Annotated in this window: 23 protein-coding genes; 13 read left to right on the top strand and 10 right to left on the bottom strand. The window is 33.4% G+C overall.

Annotated features, from left to right (window positions below; genetic code table 11):
* Positions 1-70: 70 nt before the first annotated feature.
* Positions 71-778: an HNH endonuclease gene (locus LF886_RS04265; protein ID WP_236852865.1), complete on the top strand. Its 708-nt coding sequence runs from the start codon at positions 71-73 to the stop codon at positions 776-778.
* Positions 779-1,080: 302 nt separating this feature from the next.
* Here LF886_RS04265 and LF886_RS04260 read toward each other — a convergent pair whose 3' ends face one another.
* Both LF886_RS04260 and LF886_RS04255 read right to left on the bottom strand, forming a co-directional pair.
* Positions 1,081-2,481 carry a recombinase family protein gene (locus LF886_RS04260; protein ID WP_236852864.1) on the bottom strand — a complete coding sequence of 467 codons (1,401 nt, stop codon included), beginning with the start codon at positions 2,479-2,481 and terminating at the stop codon, positions 1,081-1,083.
* A 3-nt stretch (positions 2,482-2,484) separates the two neighbouring features.
* A complete protein-coding gene (locus tag LF886_RS04255; protein WP_236852863.1) occupies positions 2,485-3,393 on the bottom strand; it encodes a ParB/RepB/Spo0J family partition protein in 909 nt (302 codons plus the stop codon).
* Between the two features lie 697 nt (positions 3,394-4,090).
* Here LF886_RS04255 and LF886_RS04250 point away from each other — a divergent pair.
* From LF886_RS04250 to LF886_RS04240, 3 genes are all read left to right on the top strand, one after another.
* Positions 4,091-5,578: a hypothetical protein gene (locus LF886_RS04250; protein WP_236852862.1), complete on the top strand. Its 1,488-nt coding sequence runs from the start codon at positions 4,091-4,093 to the stop codon at positions 5,576-5,578.
* Positions 5,579-5,590: 12 nt separating this feature from the next.
* Positions 5,591-6,163, top strand: coding sequence for a DUF6705 family protein (locus tag LF886_RS04245; protein WP_236852861.1), 573 nt, complete (start codon positions 5,591-5,593; stop codon positions 6,161-6,163).
* A gap of 134 nt (positions 6,164-6,297) precedes the next feature.
* Positions 6,298-6,666, top strand: coding sequence for a hypothetical protein (locus LF886_RS04240; RefSeq protein ID WP_236852860.1), 369 nt, complete (start codon positions 6,298-6,300; stop codon positions 6,664-6,666).
* Between the two features lie 130 nt (positions 6,667-6,796).
* Here the strand turns inward: LF886_RS04240 and LF886_RS04235 are convergent, their stop codons facing one another.
* The 4 genes from LF886_RS04235 to LF886_RS04220 form a co-directional block, all read right to left on the bottom strand.
* A complete protein-coding gene (locus LF886_RS04235; protein ID WP_236852859.1) occupies positions 6,797-8,299 on the bottom strand; it encodes a hypothetical protein in 1,503 nt (500 codons plus the stop codon).
* 167 nt (positions 8,300-8,466) lie between these two features.
* The gene (locus tag LF886_RS04230; RefSeq protein WP_236852858.1) at positions 8,467-8,805 is read right to left on the bottom strand and encodes a hypothetical protein; all 339 of its coding nucleotides are present in this window, start codon (positions 8,803-8,805) and stop codon (positions 8,467-8,469) included.
* 155 nt (positions 8,806-8,960) lie between these two features.
* Positions 8,961-10,091, bottom strand: a complete 1,131-nt coding sequence (locus LF886_RS04225; RefSeq protein WP_236852857.1) for a hypothetical protein — start codon at positions 10,089-10,091, stop codon at positions 8,961-8,963.
* Between the two features lie 23 nt (positions 10,092-10,114).
* Positions 10,115-11,410, bottom strand: coding sequence for a phage integrase SAM-like domain-containing protein (locus tag LF886_RS04220; protein ID WP_236852856.1), 1,296 nt, complete (start codon positions 11,408-11,410; stop codon positions 10,115-10,117).
* A 752-nt stretch (positions 11,411-12,162) separates the two neighbouring features.
* Here LF886_RS04220 and LF886_RS04215 point away from each other — a divergent pair.
* The 5 genes from LF886_RS04215 to pyk are packed head-to-tail and all read left to right on the top strand — an operon-like array spanning position 12,163 to position 16,344.
* A complete protein-coding gene (locus tag LF886_RS04215) occupies positions 12,163-12,402 on the top strand; it encodes an acyl carrier protein (RefSeq protein ID WP_002976354.1) in 240 nt (79 codons plus the stop codon).
* 34 nt (positions 12,403-12,436) lie between these two features.
* Positions 12,437-13,681: a beta-ketoacyl-ACP synthase II gene (gene fabF / locus LF886_RS04210; protein ID WP_236852855.1), complete on the top strand. Its 1,245-nt coding sequence runs from the start codon at positions 12,437-12,439 to the stop codon at positions 13,679-13,681.
* 9 nt (positions 13,682-13,690) lie between these two features.
* The gene (gene rnc / locus LF886_RS04205) at positions 13,691-14,455 is read left to right on the top strand and encodes a ribonuclease III (RefSeq protein ID WP_236852854.1); all 765 of its coding nucleotides are present in this window, start codon (positions 13,691-13,693) and stop codon (positions 14,453-14,455) included.
* Complete coding sequence (locus LF886_RS04200) at positions 14,433-14,906, top strand: IPExxxVDY family protein (RefSeq protein WP_236852853.1); 474 nt, start codon at positions 14,433-14,435, stop codon at positions 14,904-14,906. Before rnc ends, LF886_RS04200 begins: the two co-directional genes overlap by 23 nt.
* Positions 14,899-16,344 carry a pyruvate kinase gene (gene pyk / locus LF886_RS04195; protein WP_236852852.1) on the top strand — a complete coding sequence of 482 codons (1,446 nt, stop codon included), beginning with the start codon at positions 14,899-14,901 and terminating at the stop codon, positions 16,342-16,344. Before LF886_RS04200 ends, pyk begins: the two co-directional genes overlap by 8 nt.
* Before the next feature lie 108 nt (positions 16,345-16,452).
* Here the strand turns inward: pyk and LF886_RS04190 are convergent, their stop codons facing one another.
* The 4 genes from LF886_RS04190 to hutI form a co-directional block, all read right to left on the bottom strand.
* Positions 16,453-17,748, bottom strand: coding sequence for an aldehyde dehydrogenase family protein (locus LF886_RS04190; RefSeq protein WP_236852851.1), 1,296 nt, complete (start codon positions 17,746-17,748; stop codon positions 16,453-16,455).
* A gap of 134 nt (positions 17,749-17,882) precedes the next feature.
* Positions 17,883-18,797, bottom strand: coding sequence for a formimidoylglutamase (hutG, locus tag LF886_RS04185; RefSeq protein ID WP_236852850.1), 915 nt, complete (start codon positions 18,795-18,797; stop codon positions 17,883-17,885).
* A 9-nt stretch (positions 18,798-18,806) separates the two neighbouring features.
* Complete coding sequence (locus tag LF886_RS04180) at positions 18,807-19,208, bottom strand: hypothetical protein (RefSeq protein WP_236852849.1); 402 nt, start codon at positions 19,206-19,208, stop codon at positions 18,807-18,809.
* A gap of 14 nt (positions 19,209-19,222) precedes the next feature.
* The gene (gene hutI / locus LF886_RS04175) at positions 19,223-20,446 is read right to left on the bottom strand and encodes an imidazolonepropionase (protein ID WP_236852848.1); all 1,224 of its coding nucleotides are present in this window, start codon (positions 20,444-20,446) and stop codon (positions 19,223-19,225) included.
* A gap of 246 nt (positions 20,447-20,692) precedes the next feature.
* Here hutI and ruvB point away from each other — a divergent pair, with 246 nt between their 5' ends.
* Genes ruvB through coaE form a run of 4 tightly spaced genes read left to right on the top strand, consistent with a single transcriptional unit; the run spans position 20,693 to position 23,888 of the window.
* On the top strand, positions 20,693-21,715 hold the full coding sequence (gene ruvB / locus LF886_RS04170; RefSeq protein WP_109739049.1) for a Holliday junction branch migration DNA helicase RuvB: 1,023 nt from the start codon (positions 20,693-20,695) through the stop codon (positions 21,713-21,715).
* Positions 21,716-21,757: 42 nt separating this feature from the next.
* The gene (locus tag LF886_RS04165; RefSeq protein WP_236852847.1) at positions 21,758-22,369 is read left to right on the top strand and encodes an FMN-binding negative transcriptional regulator; all 612 of its coding nucleotides are present in this window, start codon (positions 21,758-21,760) and stop codon (positions 22,367-22,369) included.
* Positions 22,370-22,382: 13 nt separating this feature from the next.
* Entirely contained in the window at positions 22,383-23,249 is an 867-nt protein-coding gene (locus tag LF886_RS04160; RefSeq protein WP_236852846.1) for an MBL fold metallo-hydrolase, read from the top strand.
* A gap of 9 nt (positions 23,250-23,258) precedes the next feature.
* Positions 23,259-23,888: a dephospho-CoA kinase gene (gene coaE, locus LF886_RS04155; RefSeq protein WP_236852845.1), complete on the top strand. Its 630-nt coding sequence runs from the start codon at positions 23,259-23,261 to the stop codon at positions 23,886-23,888.
* The last annotated feature ends 79 nt before the right edge of the window (positions 23,889-23,967 follow it).

The raw sequence follows: 23,967 nt of genomic DNA, 5'->3' as shown, positions 1-23,967 counted from the left end.
TATGTTTGTCAAAAGAGTATCTGTGGATAAGATTTGAAAGAGATTAGTATTACAATTTAAACCCTAAGTCATGAAGAACAATTATAATAGTGAATTTTGGAAAGAATTCCGTGATAGCATTATTGAATCTGACGGTTATAAATGTTCAATATGTGGAAAAGAATCAAGTAAAACAATTCTTCAAGTTCACCATACAAAATATATAAAAGGCAGAAATCTATGGGAATACGCATCTGAAGACTGCGTAACATTATGCAAAGGTTGTCATGCAATGGAGCATGGGAAAATAAAACCTAATTATGGATGGGAATATATTGGTGACGAAGATTTAGGAGATTTAATTGGAGAATGCGACAATTGTGGAAGTAATATTAGATATGTTTTCCATATTTATCATGAAAAATGGGGAGCCTTAGAAGTTGGAACACTTTGCTGTGATAATTTAACTGATAGCCAAGAAGCATCTAATCTAATGGAATCAGTGAGAAGGTTTGAAAGTCGAAAAAAGAATTTTATTAATTCTATAAAGTGGAAGAGCTCAGAACATTTTCATTCTATTAAGAAAAATTTATTTGAAATAAAAATTGATGAAATTGACGATTATTTTTGCCTTACAATTCATAACCAAAAAAGTAAAAAAAAATATTCTTCATTAGAACTTGCAAAATCCTCAGCTTTTGAAGCAGTTGAAAATGGCAAATTCATTGAATATTGCTTAAAGAAAAATATTTCTTTACCTGCTAAATTTAAAATTAATAATAAGCAAAAGGATAAATAATTATTATAAATGACAATTTCAAAGGATTCACAGAAAAGAAGAAGCGATATAGAAAGATTGACTTTACACGATAGTGGTGTAAAGCCAATTCAATCATTTTTATTTTAAGCCACTTTCAAGCATTCATCGCTATTACACCATAATTCTGCCTTAAAACTCGGCAAAACACCCTCAGAATAGCTTAAAAATAACTCTTGTGCCATAGATTCCAGAACAGGAAACCAACTCTCAGTAGTACAGAAAGAATCATGTATCTTCCATGGTGTATATCTAGACGAATTTTCCGAAACAAGCTAACCTGCTCATCTTTCTGCAATAAATGTATACCTATCTTTATACCACTGCTTAGATTTTTTGAATTGTTTAATTAGATTTCCAACAGCTTCTTCTAAATTTTTAGTTTCAATTTTAGTTTCGTAATATAGTGGGCTATTTTCATATAAAATAAGAAAATTTGTATAGCTAAAATCTCTTGTTGAAAATATAAAAAACTCATTTATTGTTTTTTTTGAATCTTTAAAAACACTTATTCCTAATATATTATCAAAATTCCGCATTTTTTCCGAAAGCAAAAAGCACCAATATGAAGTAATTTTGCTTTCAAGTTTAATACTGAAAATAATTGGAAGCCCTGATACTATCTCATTAGCTTCAAATTCTGTCGCTCCTTTGCTTAAAAGCCATTTTAAAATATCATTATAAATGTTTTTCCTTGCCTTCTTGATAGCATAAATTCCCTTCCGCCAATTGCTGGGAAACATCCAATAAATCTTTTCTTGTGCTTTCTTAAAAACCTCATTGTCAATCGTAGCTTCAAAAGCATCTAGCACAATCACCCATTCTGAGCGTGGATTTCTGTATGATTTTTGTTTAAGTCTCCCCCATGTTTTATTATATATTCGAGTACCTATGTAAGTTTCGTCAGTCAATATCTTTATAATTTTTGATTTGTCCCACTGTTTGTTATTTGATGAAAATATTCTTCTTTGATTTAGAAATGAAACAATTTCATGTATAGCTAATCTTTCATTTACAAATAAATCAAATATTTTTCGTACTGTCTCAGTTGTATCGTCATTTTTAGGAGTAAAAGAAACACGTTCATTTGCTATTTGTTTATGCTCTCTTGCTTTAAGAATACGAATAGGTTTTTTATTTACATCTAGTAATTGTCTTGCCATTCCGTAAACCGCCGTACCACCTGCTGAATACCCCTGTTGTGAAACCTTTACACATCCATGAAATACTTTTTCACTTAATTGGCGGCTATATTCTGCTGCCATGTAACGTTGAATGGAAATTTCTAAACTTGAAAATAGCTGATTACTTACATCAACAAATCCTCTCGAAACATACACTACTTCTTTACCATGTTTCTTACATAAATAAACATAATGTCCTGCTTGGTCTTGGTCTTGAAATCGTCCCCAACGTGAAACATCATAAACTAATATGTAATCGAAATGTGGAGCGTTGAAATTTTTAATCCAGTTATCAAAGAGCCTTTCAAAACCAGGACGATTAGCTAGAAGCCCACTTACCCCTTCATCAACTTCTTCATGGATAATTGCAATATTATGTTCAAGAGCAAACCGTTCAACATGACTACGTTGAATTGCTACTGAGTTTTCCTGTTTATCTTCAGCAGAATGTCGATAATAAGCAACCGCACTTTTAGAGGTCTGTTGAGCAATATTGAACATGAATTATACAAAGGCTTGCAAAAGTTTAGTCAGGTCTCCAAGCAGGTCACTTTCTTTTTCTGTCAGTTGAACATTTAGATTCTTCTTTCCACCTAATTCTTTTATTAATATCTTAATTTGACTTGAAAATCCCGATAATTGCGACCTTTCAGATAGTTCAGTGACCGTTAGCAATGCTTCTGTCAAAAAAGATAAAATTTCTTCTTCGTGCAAAGATGCATTTGAAAAAATTTTAGCAAGGTCTTTAAAATCGCTAGCTCTATACATTACATTATCACTAATTTTTTTGAATAATATTTTCACAATATCGTCAATTTCATATTGCTTAATTTTCCTAAGTTTAGGAAGCATCTGCATAAAAGCAATTCGTTGATACTCTTTCATATTATATTCAGACATTAATTCCAGATATTCCATTCTCATATCCCTTAATTCTGTAAAATGAAATAAATGCACTTGTGATATCCCAAGTAAATCGGCTATTTCTTTTTTAGTTGCATCTTTATATTCAATTTTTATTTTATGAATAGCATTTGCCTTTTCCATTGGTTTCCAACTTCTCCGATTATTTTGCATTTCATATCTCCGAGCTTCAAATTCGCCATCACTCATTTTAGGATATATACGACATGGAACTTTTTCAAGTCCTAATTCTTTTGCACACGCAAATCTTCTGTGTCCATCCATAATTAAAAAACGTCCTTCTTCAATTTCGCTTACCTTGATTGGGTCTTCAATACCGTAATGCATGATTGATTTCATAAGACGGTTATAATCACCACCAGCTCCTAAACCAAAGGCTTTACGAGGTTGATTGGGGTCTCCTTCAATAACATCAAGCGATAGTTCCACAAACTTTGCTGGTCTTGGCTTAAATGAGTCTATAATACTTTTTAAATCATTTTCACTCATAATGATATTTGGTAATTTGTTTAAGTGTTTTTAAAGTTACAATCAAACAGCAGAAATACAGACTGTTATAACATTGTATTATTTTTAACAAAACATTACGGTAATATTATCTGCATTTCTTTCAAACTTTTTGAGTATTTCATTAACAATAAAGTTAGATTATAATTATCCAAATATTTCTACTGCAAACTATTAATGCCAATCATTACTATTTGAAGCCACCTGTAGGCACTCATCATTATTATAAGACCAAAATTTTGCCTTAAAACTCGACAAAACACTCTCAGAATGGCTTAGGTGAAAACAGCTCTTGAGCCCTAAATTCAAGAACAAGAAACTAGCTCTGCAATGGGTTGATTCTTATTTATTCATCTCTACAAATACCGATGGATAGAGGCGTTAATCAAATCTGCTACATAGTACCAATATATACTACTAATTTATATCAATTTATATCAATTCTTATATTACTATCAAAACCAACTTAAACACACTAATCGGGAAAATTTAAAGAGAGAAAATGCCTTCAACCAAACAATAAAATATTACACTATTAATATCATACGACAAGTTTTGTCGCTTTGACAGTATACATTTGTATTATTAAAACAAATGGTTTACCATATTAACTGATTTAATAATTTTTATATCTTTATCGCCAAGAAAATTAAATATTTTTTTAAATTAAATACATAAAATGAAAAACAAATTTATTTCGAGGTTACTTTCCTTAGTAACCATTATGGTCTTGTTATATTCCTGTAGGAATGAACAGTTAACAGAACAAGAAACTTACAACAACAGTGGTCAATTTAGACCAACATCTAAAACAATTCGTTTAGAAGAAAGTAAACACAAATTAGTTCTTAAAACCGAATTACAAAAAGCACAAGAGAATCTAACAGAAATCAAAACTAATACATCAGGCAAATCGGTTGATTATGCAAATGGAGTTTCGATTGACACTGACAATGTAACTTACATTGAGGTTGGACCCACTTTCCATACGTACACATTTAATCTAGTACGAGAAAATGCTCCTGTAGATGCACCATTAGAAAATTTAGTATTATCTTCTCTACCTGACGGAACCTATAAAGAACTTTTAGTAACTTACAATTTTACACCACAGGAAAAACTTGACTTACTTTCAGGTAAAGGAGTTAAAACAGCTGGCAAAGGTACAGCTATTGAACTTACTAAAGGAACCTATGGAGGAGTCATTTCTAATAGAAGTATGGGAGTTGTAGAATCCTGCTCCTATAAAACGGTAGATATGTATTTTTCTTGTTATACAGGAGCACATAATTCAGGTAATGAAAGTGAATGGGGAGGCTGTAAATGGAAAAGTGAGGGAGGATATCCAGCTCAACACATTACTACGGTTGCATTAGTTTGTACAGCAGATACAAGTCTGGGAATTGATGGCTCACCTGGAGGTGGTGATATCGGACCTACTACAGGCTTAGGAAGTGGACCTAATGAAGGAACTCCTACAACCCCGACATTTGCAACCACAAAAAACACTCCTTGTGGCAAAATAAAAAAATCCACTTATGATGAAAGTTTTAAAGCCAACATAACTTCATTAGAAGAAAAAACGGGTTTGAGTTATGAAAATGGCTATAGACTGGGAACATCTCAAACAGGAACACAAAACCAGCTTTTACAGAATAGACCTGGAACTACCCAAGTAGATGTTAAATTTTTCCCTAATACTTTTGCAATACAACATACTCATTATGATGGTATATATCCAATATTTTCTCCAGGTGATATTTTGCAATTTAACCAATGGATAATTTGGGCAAAAGGATGGAATGATATACCAACAAATACTCCTAAAATTCCTTTAAATTATCTTACATATACAGTAGTAACTAGTAATGGAAATTATTTAATGGCTTTTGATGGTACAGATGTTGTTTCTCTTCCAAATTATACAGAAAAGGAATTTTATGATTTAAATGAGAAGTATAAGGAGAAATTAAATAGTGCTGTTAAGGTAACAAATGTAAGTCAAGAGGTCATATATGATATGGAGAAATTAGAAAAAGAGTTTTTGAAATTTGTGAAAGACAAAATGAATATGGTCGGATTTAAACTCTTTAAAATCAATAGTGATGGAACCAATACAGAAATATATCTTGAAAACGAAAACAGAAAAACAAAACAATGTCCTTAAAAATCTAAAATTATGAAACAATTATTATTAATATTATTTTCAACAATTATTACAGTTTTCTGTAAAGCGCAAATTTTCCCTCTTAACACTAGTCCAAGTGACATCCCTAATAACGCATATATAAAAGACACTAACAATGAGTTAGATAAATATGTTGGCTTATGGAAGGGTACTTGGAATGGTAAAACACTTTTTTTAGAATTAAAAAAGATTAAATATTATTACAATGATAATCAACCATATTATATAGATAAGATTTTTGGAGAAAGAAAAATAATTTCTACAGATGGTACTACTGTAGAAATAGATAGAATTACCAATTTTGACACCCAAAATCCAGAATTCAGAGGAATCCACAAAAGTCTTCACCATGCAGGAAAACAAACTATAAGTTTTTATCCGAAAAATATGTGTAGGAAAACAGCCCTGTTAGAAATCACTAGCTTTGTAGGAAATCAAATGACTTTACATTTTGAGTATGAGCCAAGTTTTGTAGACCCAAGCTGTCAACACAATGCCTATATAGACCAGTATGGTGACTTTCCTATTAATTTCCCTAAAGATATTATATTAACAAAGCAATAAATATGTCTAAGAAGATTTTCTTTTTATTCCAAATGACAAAATTATTATTTATAGTGTTCATTTTTTTGTTATTGGATTCATGTATTTCACAAAAAAACACTAATGAGTATATACAACTTAACCATGAAAATGTCATGTTCATAAAAGGAGATAGATTAACAATTACCTTACTTCCTACACAGGCTAAAAGGAAAAAATCTGTTATTGTAAAAACTTTAAAAAATAATAAACAATATAATAATAGAAGAATAACACTTGTTGAGTATCAGAAAATTTATGAATTGATTATAAAAACTAATCAAAAAGATATAGAATTACCACGAAACCCTAATGTAATGACATCTATAACTGATGGTGGAAATAATTCAATAATTTTAAGGAAAGATACTCTTACAAAAAAATTATATAGTTATGGTATTTCAAAGGAATATCATGGAAAATTATATGAATCTATAGAATTAATTTTAAAGGCAGCAAAACTCAATATTCAAGAAGTAAATTAGATTTGTCACTAAAAAACTATTTTTTCCTTTGGAAATATGTTTAGGAAAAAAGCTATGGTAGTATTTCACCCACTGTAATATTAAAAATGATTGGTTCTACCGCAAACAGGTAAAGCCAATCATTTTGATTTTAAGCCACTTTAAGGCACTCATCACTATTGCACCATAATTCTGCCTTAAAACTTGGCAAAACACCCTGAGAATAGCTTAAAAACAGTTCTTGCACCATAGATTCCAGAACAGGAAACCAACTCTCAGTAGTACAGAAAGAATCATGTATTGTCCAAAGTGGCATATCAGGATTTGTTTCTGCAATTTGTTTCGTAATAGTATCAATCACACAATCAGATTCAACGTGTTGCAACAATTTTGGAAATAGCTTGAATGAATCTTTATCATCGGAAGTTGTTTTAAAAATTTCGATACACTTACATAACAAAGGAAAATGCTTTTTAAATATCAGATATTCTTTTGACGGTCTTTTAAGCGGAGTGTAAAGAATCTGTAATGTGAGTTTTTTCATCAAATCTCGTTTACAAGAAAACTCAAATATTTCTGCTACACCTGTATTTGAATCATAAAATTTCTTTCTGAACAAACCGTCATAATCAGGATAAATATCTGTGAAAAGTGGCATTAAAAATTCATAAAATTTACCTGTAAGCACAGCTTTTTTGAGTGGTGTAAATTCTTCTTGAAAAGCTTTACTAGACGTAGTTTCTTGTAATTTCTGCAACATAGTACCTATATTCTCAATTCCAAACACTCTACTCATAATCTCAATAATCTTACTCTTACTCAAACTTTCCAATACCAAAACCATAAAATAAGGTTGTGAGTTCTTAATATCCAAACTTTGAATGTTTTCGCCGTAATACGTTAGATATGGGCGGAATTTAGACGGCATATTAGTTAGATTCGTGTGCAGTCTGCTATCTGAATCAGGATTGCGAGAAATACGGTAACATTGTTCTTTCAGCATTAGTGCTGTAAACCAATAGTTGTGTACCTTAGCCATTATCGGATTCAATCTGGTATAACTCAAACTGTACTTATTGTAACAGAACTCAGATGATAAATCATCATTCAAGCGGTCAACATCAAGGAACAGCCCATCATCAAACCATTTAGACAAGTGTGAGCAGGATAAAATTGCATCATTATCAACAACTTCTTTCAATAGATTTTTAGTCAAAAATTTATCAGTCATTTCAAATATTGAAAAATCCAAGCATTCAACACCCTCAAGATTAATGTTTTCATAGTTGTATCGGTAGCGTTTACAGGTTCGACCTTTTGAGTGCCCCTTACCCTGCAAAAGACCAATCTGTAAAAAATACTCAAAATACTTACTGTAATTGGAATCTTTCTTTTTTAATCGTTGGGAATCCATTGGTACATAACCCCAGAGATATGTTTTATCTTTCTGATAAGCAGGAATACTGATAACTAAACTCAGGAAGTACAGGGCATTATTCATTTTGAACTCTTTAAACGGTTGTTGCTCCCGAACTTTTTCCTGAAGATAGTTAACTATGATTGTAGGAAGTATAACTTTCCATTGATAATCTTTATGATAAAAGGCTGATACGTTGATTTTACGGTTTGCACTTTTGGTTTTGTATTGTTTCATTTTGTTGTTGTTTACTTAAAAAAGGCATAGCAATAGCTCTCCATAGTATATTTACTACGGCTAAACCTCGATTCGTTAAAAATTTTTTGGAAATTTAAAAAGATTTGCAAACAGGCTTATTACACGTGATTAAAGCCTTGTATGCGGAGCAATAATTCAATATTGCTTTAGGCAGCTTTTTTACCTTTTTTTGAAAAATAATCATCTACCTGATTCTGAAAATCATTGAAATTATTTCTTTTGTGTTTTGTCATCCATTCCAGCAGTTCCAGTCTTTTAAAGTAAAGTTTCCCATTACCAGAAGATGAATAAATGGGTAAATCTGTTCCGACACTACTAAGTTTATGAAGATAGCTTACTTTATACCCTGTGAGTACGGCAGCTTCGTTTACGTCTAATACTTCTTTATTCAAAATAGTTGACATTCGGACTGTTTCTTTTAGTTCTTTTAATTCACTTGCAATGCTTATTAGCATTTGTTTAAATTCTATTAAAATTTTTACCATTGTTTTTGTTTGTTTTTACATTTAGCTTTGTTGCTAAATTCCAATCGCAAATTGGTGATTTTTCTGCGGAAAAGTTGAGGAAGACAGCATTCCGCAAAAAAGAAAAACTCCCTGTATAAAGGAGTTTTAAGAAGTCTTGTTAAGTTTATGTGGAATTATTGCGGAACAGCTCTGAGATTTTCGACAATTTCATTAATTGCATTGATTTTTGTTGACTTTCTATTGCCTGTTTTCACTTCACTAATTATCTTACTTATGCCGTTTGAAGTTTTGATTTTTGGGTTCTGTGAATCACCATTAGTCTGAAACTTGAATCTTTCTGCCCAGAAAGTGTTAAAAAAAGTTTTATCCTGATAATCTTCTTTAAAAAACTCTCTTAAAGAATCAATTAACAATCCTATATCAGATTGATTTTTACCAATTAATATTATCGGAGCTTTAGGGATGGTATCAATGTAAAAATGCTGTAAAAACACTTTTTTAGTGCAGGATTCATTAATGAAATCTTTTGCCCATAAGTTATGATGTAGTTGTCCAATAAAGTCAAAATTCAGTCCAAAAACAGTTTCTCGTACAGTATTATTTGATAATGGAGGCGTCGAAACTGCTGAAACTGCAAAGTGTGAAGTGCTAAGAAATTGGGAAAATTCATTTTCAATCATTGTCAAAACCTGCTGATATAATAAATTAATTTTATCAGTAAGCAAATAAATATCATCTTTAGTTGCAGAATTTATATTTAAGAACTCTGTATTATATGTAATAGATTCTTGTAATTTTCTGATAATGTCTATGAATACTTTATTTTTTCCAATTGGGTCAATCTCTAAATCACTTACAAGGTTTTTAAATAACCAATAACAATCTATCATTAAATTATTCTGCGAAATACTGTTTGAAAATGGCTCAATCTCATGTATTGATAAATTTACGCACCATTCATTTATTTTTTGTCCTATATCATCCGCAAAATCATTAAAAATATTGGAAAATTCGGTTGATAATGACTGTTGCCAATCAAAATCCTCAAATTCCCCTCTTGTTCCAATTACTTGACTGTCACAATTCAGCTCTTTAATAATATTATTAAGAACAATGATTTTTCCACTATCATTTAAATTTTCGTATTTTAGATTATACTGTTCGGGGATAAAATCTTGAATATATCCGTATTCTAAATATAAATTTTGCTCAATCAAATTCTTAATCCCTTCAAATCCGCCCTTTCCAATCTCACGCATTATTTTATTGTAAGATGCTATGTCGTATGTGCTAATATTTTTCAATTTGAATACTTTTATATTAATTGCTAAAATCCTAAATTACTAAAAAATTTCGCTGTTGATTTAGCTTTTTCAACATCTGTTTTATTAATATATGTCAGTAATTGTTTTTCTGTTGTATGTCCAGTAAAGTTCAACAAATAAGCAGTTGGTATTTTTTCGTAAAAATTTGAGGCAAAACTTTTCCTTCCAATATGAGAAGTTATTAATTGATATTTAGGATATTCTCCAAAAACTTTTCGTGTAATCTTACTTTTATCCTCTCGTTCAATTACCATAACTTTTCCATTATAAATCATTTCATTAATGCCTGCAATTTCACAAACTTGTTTGATGTAAATATTTAGATTGACATCTGAAATTTTTCGGGGGAACTCTCCCCTTCTTTTAGTTAAAATATCTTGAACTTTTTTCAATAATGGAATTTTCATTCTTGCTCCTGTTTTCTGCTGGGTAAATTCTAAGTATTTCTGTCCTTCGCTATCCTCTACAATCATTGATGAAGTAAATCTCAAATAATCGCTAACCCTTTGTGCGGTGTAACAGGCTATCAATAACCAGTCTTTTGCATTATCAAGATAATCAAAGGGCATTTCTTTTTCTTCGATTCTTTGAAGTTCATCAAAAGTCAAATATATAGATTTAGGTATTGCTTTTGTAACCTTCTCAATATCAAATTTCCACATTGCAGTATGTTTATGAACTTCAATATCAAAAGACTCAGCCACTTTACAAATCATTTTAAGGAATTTAAGATTCCGATAAGTAGTTGATATTTTATAGTTTTCCTTTTGACAATATTCCTCGAAATCGGCTTTAAAACTACTATCTATATCTTTAAATCGTAGATTTTTAAAGTTTTTCTTTCTTGTCTTCCTATCTTCGACATATCTAATCAAAAGTTGTTTTACAACATTCGCCTTCTTTATAGTTGATTTAGCAACATTACTTTCCTTTAGTGAAATGTAATCATCTATAAACAAAAGTACGTTGTCAGAATATTCCTTTTTATCTGGCTTTGATTTAGTTGGCAGAATTACATATTCCAGCCAATTCTTCAGGTCAATATCTGGATTCTCTTCATTATACCTAGAGATAATCTCGGTTTCCAATTTAATTAAACGGATATTAATTGTTTCGGAATCATTCTCTGTTATTTTCTTTGAAGTAAGTTTACACTTACCATCTTTCCAATCTTTCGGTTTACATTTCAGATAAGGTATGGGAGCTTTTATATCAATGCCCTTATCTCTAAATCTCACCCAAATTGTACACTCTTTATCTACTACTTTTCCGCGAATAAAAAAACTTACTGATGCCATTTCGTGATTTCAAAATTGTTCCCAAAATTGTTCCCGAAAATCAGAAGATGCCCATCTATCCTCTGCCTCCAGTCGAAAATCAATAGTAGAATAAGCATGTAGAAAGCTTATGTATTGCTTGTTTGGACGAGGGTTCGAATCCCTCCAACTCCACAAAAAAGAGAATCTAAATAATAGATTCTCTTTTTTATTTATCATATACTAATATAACAAAGAGCTAAAATAATTCATTAGCACAATGTCTATATAATAATATGAGTTACATACTATATAGTACACTATTCAACATAAAGAACTACTTAACATTTAATAGAATAAGTTTGTTCGATTGAATTTATTAATTAACTTGTTGTTTTCCGAGTTTAGTTTCTATCATACCCTTCCATTAAAATGATCTAGTGTCTCTATATGTTGTACCGATATTTTTAAATAATAAAGCCTTTCTATTATTTAAAGTGAAATTTTTGGAACTAAAAAACGAAGATAAATTACTTTTTAAAGATCACATTTCATTAAACTAGAGTTCACAATAGTGAAATTTGGAAGATATATCTTTATATCCCCTATTAGACTTTCTATGATTGGTTTTATATTTATCCACAAGCAACAAATATAACCTACTGAAAACTAAAAGACTAAATCGGGACAATCCAAAATGAAAGTTTCTGGTCCACAAAAAAGACTAAAAAAATGTTTTATCGTAAAGAATTTTATATATTTGCACCATCTAACAATTAAAAAAATAATTTACTATGTCAGACATTGCATCAAGAGTAAAAGCTATCATCGCTGATAAGCTTGACGTTGAAGAAACAGAAGTAACTCCTGAAGCTAGCTTCACTAACGATTTAGGAGCTGATTCACTAGATACAGTTGAACTTATCATGGAATTTGAAAAAGAATTTAATATTCAAATCCCTGATGACCAGGCTGAAAAAATTACTACTGTAGGACACGCTATCGCTTACATCGAAGAAGTAGTAAATAAATAATATTCTTCAACAAAAAAGAAATTAAACAAAGTTTATGGAATTAAAAAGAGTAGTTGTAACAGGATTTGGAGCAATAACACCAATAGGAAATAATGCAAAAGAATACTGGGAAAACCTTGTAAAAGGTAAGAGCGGTGCCGCTTCGATTACTCTTTTTGATGCCACAAACTTTAAAACAAAGTTCGCCTGCGAGGTGAAGAGTTTCGATCCACTACAGCATTTCGATAAGAAAGAAGCTAAAAAAATGGACCGAAATACTCAATTGGGACTTGTTGCTGCTAGAGAAGCAGTGGCACATTCCAGAATTATTGAAGACAATGTAGACAAAAACAGAGTTGGTGTAATCTGGGGATCCGGAATTGGAGGTTTAGAGACTTTCGAAACTGAGGTATTAGGATGGGCAAACACGGAAATTCCGAGATTCAACCCTTTCTTTATTCCTAAAATGATTGCAGATATCACTCCTGGTCATATCTCAATTGAATATGGTTTCCACGGACCCAACTATACTACTGTTTCTGCATGTGCATCTTCAGCAAATGCTATAATTGATTCCAAAATGCTGATCCAGTTAGGAAAAGCAGACGTGATTGTGTGCGGAGGCTCTGAAGCAGCCGTTACAGCAAGTGGTGTCGGTGGATTTAATGCAATGATGGCCCTTTCTACAAGAAATGATGATCCAATAACAGCTTCAAGACCTTTTGACAAAGACAGAGATGGATTTGTATTGGGTGAAGGTGCAGGAACAATCATTCTTGAAGAATATGAGCACGCAGTAAAACGTGGGGCTACAATTTATGCAGAATTATTAGGAGGAGGTTTGAGTGCTGATGCACATCACATGACGGCTCCACACCCTGAAGGCCTTGGTGCTTATCTGGTAATGAAGAGTTGTTTGGAAGATGCAGGTTTAACTGCTGATGAAGTAGATCATATCAATATGCATGGTACATCTACTCCATTAGGAGACATCGCAGAATCCAATGCAATCTCAAGATTATTAGGCGAGCATGCTTACGACATTCAGATTAATTCTACAAAATCAATGACAGGACACCTTTTAGGTGCTGCAGGTGTTATTGAAGCTATCGCTGCATTGGGAACTATTATTCATGGTATTGTTCCTCCTACCATCAACCATTTTACTGATGATGAAAATATTGACAGCAGACTAAACTTTACGTTTAATTCAGCTGTGAAGAAAGATGTAAAAGTAGCCATGAGCAATACTTTCGGATTTGGCGGGCATAATGCTTGCGTTCTATTTAAGAAAATCTAAATTCAATGAATGGAGTTACAGAAATACTTTTCTAAATTCCTTATCAAAAAAAGAAAAAGACAACTCACGGAGAGAGAATATTTTCTCAGTACCGAACTTAAAAAAGTATTGGGTACCGAGGTACAAAATATAGCTCTTTACCGCGAAGCCTTTTCTTTGAAAAATTCTTCTAAAAATCAAGACAGCAATTACGAAAGACTTGAATTTTTAGGAGATTCTGTTTTGGGTACAATTATTTCTTGTCATTTGTTCCAGACTTATCCTCAAGCTAATGAAGGATACCTGACACAGATGAAATCTAAGATTGTTAATAGGAAAAACCTCAATAAATTAGGAGAAGATCTTAAGCTTACCAGCCTTTTGCAAAAGCAAAACAATTCTTCAGCCTTAGGTGAAAATATCTCCGGAAATTTATTCGAAGCTTTAATTGGTGCCGTTTATTTAGACTTCCACTATGATGCCTGCAAAAGGATCATTCTGGAAAAATTACTGACCCCTTCCGAGATCAACAAGCTTGAAAATAAAATTGTAAGCTACAAAGGCCTCTTGCTTGAGTGGAGCCAAAAGAAGAAGGTTAATATAAAGTACGAAACCTGCGAGGAAATACAAGTTAATAAATCTGTCGTATTCAGATGCCACGTGTGGCTGGGGAATGAAAAAATTGCAAACGCAACGGAAACTTCCAAGAAAAAAGCAGAAGAAAAAGCAGCACAGAGGGCATTTTATATTTTAAATAAAAAAGAAAATATACTTGGAAATTCAAAAACTTTATGATCTTGATGATATAGAATTTGAAGATATTGCCATAGGATTGGTAAGATTAGCAAAAGATATACCTGCTCATGAGTTTTTCTATAAAATAAATCAAACCAACAACCTTAATTTTGAAAGAAAGAAAGATCTTGTCTTTCATGGGGGGTATTACGATTATTTTTTTCCTAGATATGAGGCCTACCACAAGTTTTCAAAAACTTGTTTTACCTTTATTTCAAATAAATCTTCGGAAAGTAAGCAAAAAAAAGTTCAGACAGAACTGTTTACAGAAGAAGAAAACATTAAATTTTTATTAAATAATCAGGCAGATGTCGAATATATTTTACATAGTTCGGAACAGTTTCCTGATTTTTCCGTAATTTTGCTCCCTGAAAATCTTGTGTTTCCAATTCAAGATTATACACTGAGTTCTGATGAGGAACTTTATCAAATTATCCAGTATTATGAATAAGTATTTAAAGAAGACAAAAATTATCGCAACACTAGGACCTGCTTCATCATCGAAGGAGGTAATGTTAGATTTAATGAAAGCGGGTGTTGACATTTTCAGAATAAATTTTTCCCATGCAGATTACGACTTAGTTCGATCAAATATTGAAATAATTAGAGAGCTAAACAGCGAGTATGGGTATTCAGTGGGTATTCTAGGAGACCTTCAGGGGCCTAAACTAAGAGTAGGTGTTGTAAAAGAAGGTTCTTATCTGAACCCTGGAGATATTCTTACTTTCACTAATGAAAAGATGGAAGGAGATTCTACCAAGGTTTATATGACTTACCAACAGTTTCCACAGGATGTAAAAGTAGGGGAAAGAATCCTTATTGACGATGGGAAGCTAATGTTGGAGGTTATCGAAACCAATGAAATAGATACTGTAAAAGCAAAAACCATTCAAGGAGGTCCGTTAAGTTCTAAAAAAGGAGTTAATCTACCTAATACGAATGTTTCCCTTCCTGCTTTGACAGAAAAGGATATTCAGGATGCTAATTTCATGCTTGACATGGAAGTTGACTGGATTGCCTTATCATTCGTTCGTCATGCTCAGGATATTATCGACTTGAAGGAGCTTATCAATGCGCATCCAAATGGTAAATTCAAAACTCCGATCATTGCGAAGATTGAAAAGCCTGAAGGGGTAAAAAATATTGAAGAAATTCTTCTAGAATGTGACGGATTAATGGTTGCCCGTGGTGACCTGGGTGTAGAAGTTCCAATGGAAGAAGTTCCTGCTATCCAGAAAAATCTGGTAGAAAAGGCTAGATTCTATTCTAAGCCAGTTATCATTGCTACGCAGATGATGGAAACCATGATCAACAGCTTAACACCAACCAGAGCAGAAGTAAATGACGTTGCCAATTCTGTATTGGATGGAGCTGATGCTGTAATGCTTTCAGGAGAAACTTCTGTAGGGAGATATCCGGTACAGGTTGTAGAAAACATGGCTAAAATTGTAAAGAATATCGAAACAACTCATTTTTACCAACATAAAAATGAACCTATCGAAAAAGATTATAACTGTATCGATGAGAGATTCATTACCAATAGAGTTTGTCTTGCAGCAGTAAGAATTGCTAAAACAACCAATGTTTCTGCTATTGTAACGCTTACTCATTCGGGGTATACCGCTTTCCAGCTTGCAGCACACAGACCTAACTCACAGATCATTGTTTACAGTGGAAATAAAAGAGTAATCGCTATGCTGAACCTTCTTTGGGGTGTTCACGCTTACTATTATGATATGAAAAAGTCTACTGACGAAACGATTATCCAGGTAAATATGCTAACCCATAACTATGGTTATATCGAAACAGGAGATTTCGTAATCAACATCAATGCGACTCCATCATACGAAGGTGGAAAAACGAATACATTGAGATTGACTACTGTTTAAGACGAATAGGCAAATTACTTTTGTCAAAACATACAAAAAAAACTCCCGGAAATCAATTTCCGGGAGTTTTTTATTTATAAAAATAAGGCTGTGTCATTAATACCCACCTTAATAATGTCCTACAATAGTTCTCGCCGTTACAAACTCTTTTAGAGCCAGCAAAGAAAGCTCAGTTCCATATCCTGAAGCTTTGCTTCCACCGAATGGAAAACGTGGATCAGAACTCGTCATTCTGTTGATGTTGACTGTTCCGGATTCAAGATTCTCAATAAAGAATAATTGACGCTCCGGTTTCTTTGTCCAAACAGAATTGGAAAGTCCGAAAGGAATATCATTTGCCATTTGTAAAGCTTCCTCATCATTTTTTGCAATCATGATCATTCCAAGAGGTCCGAAAAGTTCTTCTTTTAAAATTGGATTTCCTTCCTGAACTCTGATTAAACCTGGTTTAAATTCATTCTCTGAAATTCTCTCCAAAGGAATAATAATTTCTGCACCATTTTCCAATGCTCTATTAAATTGAGCTTCTAACTCATCAGCAAGGTCGGGTCTTGCCATTCCGGCTAATTTAGTTTCCTTAAGTAAAGGATCTCCGATTTCATATTTTTTATATTCTTCAATGAATTTAGGTAAAAATTCACCTTCAATCTTTTCATCTATGATAAATCTTTTTGCTGCAGTACAGGTTTGTCCACAGTTTTGAAGTCTGGATTTTACTCCTGCTTTTGCTGCTGTTTCCAGATCTGCATCATCGAAAATGATAAAAGCATCACTTCCTCCTAGTTCAAGTAAAGATTTTTTGATATTTAAACCAGCTATTGAAGCCACTTCTCCTCCTGCTTTACCACTACCTGTTAAGCTTACTCCTTTCACAACATCGTGTTCAAGAATTTCCTTTACAGCCTGATGTCCTACTTCAAGATTCTGGAAAATACCTTCCGGAAAGCCTGCTTCCAAAAGAACATCTACGATTGCATTTCCACTTCCGAAACAAATCGAAGCATGTTTCAAAACGACTGTATTTCCAGCTAAAATTGCAGGAACAGCAAATCTCAATACCTGCCAGAAAGGAAAATTCCATGGCATTACTCCTAAAATCACTCCTTTTGGAACATAATGAACTTCAGAATAAGCAAATTCGGATTCAACCTTTTCGGGTTTTAAAATATTCTCAGCGTCTGCATAATAATTCATCATTAAAGCACACTTTTCTACTTCAGCAATGGATTCTGAAACAGGCTTATTCATTTCCTTAGTAATGATTGTCCCAAACTTTTCAGAATTATTCTTTAAAATTTCTGCTGCTTTTGCAATTAACTTCTGCCTTTCCTCAAACGGCACTTTTCTCCACACTGAAAACGCTTTATCTGCTTTAATAAGCTTGCTTTCAATTAATTGTTCCATAATATAATTTCTGTTTTAAATTCAGCTAATGAATTTATGAGCGCTTTTATTTTAAAAGCACGATGAAATCAGCAAATTTCATTCCTTAAGGGTTAATAAAGTAATGATTTTCTCTATCGGAAGAATATAACTTTTTACATCATTAGCCATTCATTCACAAGACATGCTGCCAGCCTTGCCGTCCTATCCTGAATATCGAAAGACGGATTAACTTCTGCTACATCCAGTGCAACCAGTTTTTTGTTTTTTAAGATATGTCTGTAAAAATGCATAAAGGTTGTATCTGCAAAGATACCATTATATGCTGAAGCGGAAACTCCGGGAGCGATAGATGCGTTAAATACATCCATACAAATAGTAAGATAGGCGAAATCTACATTATCCAGCAGCTCATCTATACGCTGATAGATAGAAGGAAGGTTTTCAAAAAACAATTCATCTGAAAGGATGTATTTCATTCCATACTGATGAGCTGTATCAAAAAGCTTTAGCGTATTCGAGTTTCTCTGAATTCCGATATGAAGAGAATTGATAGGACCTTCCTGGGCAATCTGCCAGAATCCAGTTCCGGAGCTTGGTCCTACCCCTTTTTCCGGCTGTCTGTTATCAAAATGAGCATCAATATTAATGATCCCGATTTTTTGTTCAGGAAAGGCTGTTTTCACCCCTAAATAATGGGCATACGTCACTTCATGCCCTCCGCCCAGCACAAGAGATTTCCCGCCTTTTAAAAGTACTTTTGAAACATTTTTGGCAAGATTATTCTGAGTATTTTCCAGATTTCCGTCTTCACAGGTAACATTCCCAAAATCCAGCATTGAAAAACCCGGAATAATTACCGGAAAATTAGCCATATTCTTTCTGATCACATCAGGTGAATCTTTGGCTCCCTGGCGACCTTTGTTTCTCCTTACTCCTTCATCTACAGCAAAACCATGCAAAACAAAATTATCTGTAGAAATGTTATCGTAATTACATTCTTCCTTTACTCTTTGAAATAATCTGTGATAGAGAAGTTCTTCTCCGTCCAATCTGCCTTGCCAAATCATAATCTAAAATTATTCTCTAAACCTACCTTTTATAGTAGGTATAAATGTTCTGAAAAATAAAACTATAAATACTAATAAAGCACCACCGAGTTTAAACTGCATACTTCTATTTTCTTTATTAAAATAAAAAGTCACAATACCTAAAGCAACAATGGCCATTAGGTAAAATGTAGAATAAAGATATCCTCCTCTATTTTCATGTTTAAATTCTCCTCCATTTGCTGCAAACATTTCATCCAACATATTATTAGCTATAGCGGGCTCTACTTTTCTAATATCTGAAGTCAAATTCTTCATGATAAATTCTTTTTTCGTGCCTGACTTTACAGCATTTAATGCATAATCAACGTTTTTTTCTGCAATACCAAGAGAGACATATTTTTCTTTAATCTCTTCTAATTTAATTTTCATGGATGTGTTTTCTATTACTTTTTATTACCATCAATGTACACATTTTCCGCCTTTAAGCTTCCCTGATTATAAAGTACATTTTGGAAATTATTGGTTTTGAAAGTGACAAAATCTGCCTTTTTTCCGGCCTCCAATTGTCCTCTATCTCCAAGATCAAGTGCATAAGCAGCACGGAAGGTTATTCCTGCCAAAACTTCAGCAGTTGTCAGTTTTTGGAAAGTTGCCAGAATAGAAGCCTGGGTAATTAAATTTCCCATGGGAGCTGATCCCGGATTCCAGTCACTTGCGATAGCTACGATAGCTCCTGCATCTAATAATTTTCTTGCCGGAGTAAATTTTTCACCCAATCCTAAGCTTGCGCCCGGAAGAGCTGTTGCCACAGTATCTGATTCAGCCAAAAATTGAATATCCTCATCAATAGTTGCTTCCAAATGATCTGCAGACTTCGCTCCTACTTCCACCGCAATTCTTGAACTTCCAGGGGTAAACTGATCTGCATGAACGGTAATTTCAAAACCTAGTGCTTTTGCTTTAAGTAAGAACTCTTTACTCTCGTCAGGCTGAAATGCAGACTTTTCAATGAAAATATCTACTCTATTCGCCAATCCTTCTTCTTTTACTTTTGGTAAGATTTCGGTAATGATATATTCCAGATATTCGGGATTGCTTCCCTCAAAATCTCTTGGTTTTAAGTGTGCCGAAAGACAGGTAGGTACCAAGGTTACTTTCGTTGAACTTTGTGCTTTTTTAATAATTCTAAGCATCTTCAGCTCATTTTCCACATCCAGTCCGTAACCGCTCTTCACTTCAATTGTGGTAATTCCCAGGTCAACCAGAAAGTTGATTCTTTCTATCAAAGTTTTCAATAATTCTTCTTCTGAAGCATTTCTTGTGTGCTGTACGGAACTCCAGATTCCACCGCCGCTTTCTGCAATTTCCAGATAAGTTTTTCCAGCATTACGCATGGCAAAATCGTTGGCACGGTTTCCTCCGAAACAGATATGGGTATGCGAATCCACAAAAGCAGGAAGAACAATCTGTTCTCCTTCTATCTTTTCGATTTCTATGGTAGGATTTTCTGTTTTTAATGTTTCAAAATTTCCAACTTTCTGAATGGTATTCTGATCTACTACAATTCCTCCGTCTACAATAATTTCCAGTTGTTCGTCGGAAAGTTTTCCTCTTAATGGTAAGTTAGCAAGTGTTACCACCTGCTTAAATGGTCCTATTAATTTCATTTATTTAATATTATGGCGAATGTTTACTTCATCAATTAGTATTGATCTATCTAAACAATCAAAATTTATTAATTTTTATTAATAATTTCTCCTCTCAAAAATACTTAAAATATCCCAATTATTTCAATCTTAGCGATTCTCATTTTTAACGTGAGTGTAAACGTCTGTATCAATCTTAACCTTTTCTCAATCTGCCCTTCAACCTTAGTCTAAATTTGCTATCTTTGAAGTAAATGAAATGAATTAATGCCAGATTTTTTACATCCAGATAAGGAAAACTACTCACGAGAGGAGCTCATGCAGGAAGAACAAATCCGTCCCCAAAGCTTTAAAGATTTTGCGGGACAGAGAAAAACGCTGGAGAACCTTGATGTTTTTGTTACCGCTGCGAAAAGACGTGGCGGAGCACTAGATCATGTTTTATTACATGGTCCGCCAGGGCTTGGAAAAACTACTTTAGCCAATATTATTGCCAATGAACTTGGGGTAAATTGTAAAATCACTTCGGGCCCTGTATTGGATAAACCTGGAAGCTTAGCTGGTTTGTTGACCAATCTGGAAGAAAATGATGTTCTTTTCATTGATGAAATTCACCGTCTATCTCCTATTGTAGAAGAATATTTGTATTCTGCAATGGAAGATTACAAAATTGACATTATGCTGGAAACAGGTCCTAATGCCAGAAGTGTACAAATCGGACTGAATCCCTTTACCCTGGTGGGCGCAACAACCAGAAGCGGAATGCTTACGAAGCCCATGCTCGCCCGATTTGGGATTCAAAGCAGGCTGGAGTATTATTCTATTGAACTTTTATCAATGATTATTCAAAGGAGCGCAAGGGTTTTAGGAGTTGTTATTTATGAAGATGCCGCGATAGAAATTGCAAGAAGAAGCCGTGGAACACCAAGGATTGCCAACGCATTATTGAGAAGGGTACGTGACTTTGCCGAGATCAAAGGGAATGGTGAAATTGAAATTAATATCACAAAATATGCATTAAATTCTCTGAATGTGGATGAATTCGGTTTGGATGAAATGGACAATAAAATCATGCGTGTTATGATTGAAAACTTCAAAGGAAAGCCCGTTGGTATTTCTGCTCTGGCCACATCTATTGCTGAAAATCCTGAAACTTTAGAGGAGGTTTATGAACCATTTTTGATCCAGGAAGGATTTATTATCCGGACTCCTCGAGGAAGAGAAGTTACTGACAAGGCTTACAAACATTTAAATATTACAAGACCTAAAAATCCGGGTGAGCTTTTTTAATTCAAAGTTCAAGGTTTAAGGCTAATTAGAATTTCTTAGTTTATGTTTATACCCAAATTATACAGAAGTGAAGATTTTGATGTGATGAGAAATATCATCAAGGAAAATTCTTTTGCTCTACTGATTTCTTCCGCTGATAAAATCAGGGCGACTCATTCTATGATGATGCTGAATGAAGATGATCCTGAAAATGCTTATATTGAAACTCATATTTCGAGAGCAAATCCTCAGACAAAAATCTTAAAAGACGGCGATGAAGTTCTCTGTGATTTTTTGGGAGCCCATACTTATATTTCCAGCAGCTGGTATGATCATATTAATGTTTCCACATGGAATTACGAGGCAGTACAGATCTATGGCAAAGTTGAATTGATGAATCATGACGAGCTTTATGCCCATTTGGATAAATTAACATCCAAATATGAAAACTTCCAGCAATGTCCAATGATGGTGAAAGATATGGGAAAAGAATTTGTAGAAAAGGAAATGAAAGGAGCTTTTGGGATGAAAATAATTCCTACCGAAATATTTATCAAGCAAAAACTTTCTCAGAACAGGAAAGAGGCTGATTTTAAGAATATCATTACGCAACTTGAACAATCTGACGATAACGGAAAAAAGGTTGCGGAGAAAATGAAATTAATAAAGAAATAATCAAAATATACATATGAAGTTATATCCAATACAATGTGGAAAATTTAAACTGGACGGCGGCGCTATGTTCGGAGTCGTCCCAAAGAGTCTGTGGGAAAGAACAAACCCAGCAGACGAAAAAAACCTAATCGAGTTGGGAACACGTTCCCTGCTTATAGAAGACGGAAAAAAGCTTATCCTCGTAGACTGCGGTCTCGGCAACAAGCAGGATGATAAATTTTTCGGACATTATTCTCTTTGGGGAGATGATACTCTTGATAAAAATCTAAAGAAATATGGCTTTATAAAGGAAGATATCACCGATGTATTCCTTACTCACCTTCACTTTGACCATTGTGGTGGTGCTATAGAGTGGAATGATGACAGAACCGGATATAGACCGGCTTTCAAAAATGCCCACTTCTGGACTAATGAAAACCACTGGCAGTGGGCAACTGAACCTAATGCGAGAGAAAAAGCAAGCTTCCTGAAGGAAAATATTATGCCGATACAGGAAAGCGGGCAGCTTAATTTTTTACCCCTTCCCACTACTGGCAATTACGGTTTTGCCCCTGATCTAAAGATGGATGTCATCTTCGTAGATGGCCATACGGAAAAACAGATGCTTCCGGTAATCCAATACCAGGAAAAGACTGTTGTTTTTGCGGCAGATCTTATTCCTACAGCAGGGCATATCAATCAGGTTTATGTAATGGGATATGATACGAGACCTCTTTTGACCTTGGAAGAGAAAGGAAAATTCCTTAAACAATGTGTAGACAACGAATATCTACTGTTCTTTGAACATGATGCTCATAATGAACTTGCAAGCCTTAAAATGACTGAGAAAGGCGTAAGACTTGATGAAACGTTTACCTTTAATGATGTTTTTGGATATTAATTTTTAATTATGGAAGAATTACATTCAGAAATACAACAGACAGAACCGGAACCATCGCCCAAGGTTATAGGATTAACAGGCGGAATAGGTTCTGGAAAAACAACAGTAGCCCAATTTATAGAGGAACTCGGTTTTCCGGTTTACTATTCTGATGACAGGGCAAAAGCGATCGTTAATGAAAGCGAAGAACTAAAAATAAAAATCAAGGAACTTCTTGGTGAAGAATCCTATGATGAAAACGGATTGTACGATAGAAAATTTGTTGCAGATAAAGTTTTCAACAATAAAGATCTGCTCCAGCAGTTAAACGAAATTATTCATCCTGCTGTACGGATTGATTTCGAAGATTGGGTAAAAAAGCAGAGTAAATATTTAGTATTCAAAGAAACAGCACTCTTGTTTGAATTAAAGCTCAACAGAAAATGTTATAAGTCTCTTTTGGTAACAGCTGAGGATAATATCAGGATCAAAAGAGTGATGGACAGGGATAACAAAACCTACCGTGAAGTAGGAGTTGTCATGGAGAAACAAATGCCTGAAAGGGATAAAATTAAAATGGCAGATTGTATTATCTACAACAATACCAATCTAGAAGAATTAAAAGAACAAACTGAAAAAGTGATTTTCAGTATTGAATAAATAAAAACTCGTTAGAAGCTTTTCTAACGAGTTTTTTTATGTAAAAATATTATTCTGGATATTCTTCTCCAACGAGATC

Source organism: Chryseobacterium sp. MEBOG07 (genome assembly GCF_021869745.1).
GTDB lineage: Bacteria > Bacteroidota > Bacteroidia > Flavobacteriales > Weeksellaceae > Chryseobacterium > Chryseobacterium viscerum.
The sequence above is the reverse complement of the archived record's forward strand: the minus strand, read 5'-3'. Positions and strand labels throughout refer to the sequence as shown.

Coding starts and splice junctions, on each gene's coding strand:
- LF886_RS04165 (WP_236852847.1), top strand. CDS start 21,758: ATGTTTATACCCAAATTATACAGAAGTGAAGATTTTGATGTGATGAGA.
- LF886_RS04260 (WP_236852864.1), bottom strand. CDS start 2,481: ATGTTCAATATTGCTCAACAGACCTCTAAAAGTGCGGTTGCTTATTAT.
- LF886_RS04160 (WP_236852846.1), top strand. CDS start 22,383: ATGAAGTTATATCCAATACAATGTGGAAAATTTAAACTGGACGGCGGC.
- LF886_RS04220 (WP_236852856.1), bottom strand. CDS start 11,410: ATGGCATCAGTAAGTTTTTTTATTCGCGGAAAAGTAGTAGATAAAGAG.
- LF886_RS04265 (WP_236852865.1), top strand. CDS start 71: ATGAAGAACAATTATAATAGTGAATTTTGGAAAGAATTCCGTGATAGC.
- hutG (WP_236852850.1), bottom strand. CDS start 18,797: ATGATTTGGCAAGGCAGATTGGACGGAGAAGAACTTCTCTATCACAGA.
- LF886_RS04235 (WP_236852859.1), bottom strand. CDS start 8,299: ATGAAACAATACAAAACCAAAAGTGCAAACCGTAAAATCAACGTATCA.
- ruvB (WP_109739049.1), top strand. CDS start 20,693: ATGCCAGATTTTTTACATCCAGATAAGGAAAACTACTCACGAGAGGAG.
- LF886_RS04180 (WP_236852849.1), bottom strand. CDS start 19,208: ATGAAAATTAAATTAGAAGAGATTAAAGAAAAATATGTCTCTCTTGGT.
- LF886_RS04190 (WP_236852851.1), bottom strand. CDS start 17,748: ATGGAACAATTAATTGAAAGCAAGCTTATTAAAGCAGATAAAGCGTTT.
- LF886_RS04240 (WP_236852860.1), top strand. CDS start 6,298: ATGTTCATAAAAGGAGATAGATTAACAATTACCTTACTTCCTACACAG.
- pyk (WP_236852852.1), top strand. CDS start 14,899: ATGAATAAGTATTTAAAGAAGACAAAAATTATCGCAACACTAGGACCT.
- coaE (WP_236852845.1), top strand. CDS start 23,259: ATGGAAGAATTACATTCAGAAATACAACAGACAGAACCGGAACCATCG.
- LF886_RS04255 (WP_236852863.1), bottom strand. CDS start 3,393: ATGAGTGAAAATGATTTAAAAAGTATTATAGACTCATTTAAGCCAAGA.
- LF886_RS04250 (WP_236852862.1), top strand. CDS start 4,091: ATGAAAAACAAATTTATTTCGAGGTTACTTTCCTTAGTAACCATTATG.
- fabF (WP_236852855.1), top strand. CDS start 12,437: ATGGAATTAAAAAGAGTAGTTGTAACAGGATTTGGAGCAATAACACCA.
- LF886_RS04215 (WP_002976354.1), top strand. CDS start 12,163: ATGTCAGACATTGCATCAAGAGTAAAAGCTATCATCGCTGATAAGCTT.
- LF886_RS04245 (WP_236852861.1), top strand. CDS start 5,591: ATGAAACAATTATTATTAATATTATTTTCAACAATTATTACAGTTTTC.
- rnc (WP_236852854.1), top strand. CDS start 13,691: ATGGAGTTACAGAAATACTTTTCTAAATTCCTTATCAAAAAAAGAAAA.
- LF886_RS04230 (WP_236852858.1), bottom strand. CDS start 8,805: ATGGTAAAAATTTTAATAGAATTTAAACAAATGCTAATAAGCATTGCA.
- hutI (WP_236852848.1), bottom strand. CDS start 20,446: ATGAAATTAATAGGACCATTTAAGCAGGTGGTAACACTTGCTAACTTA.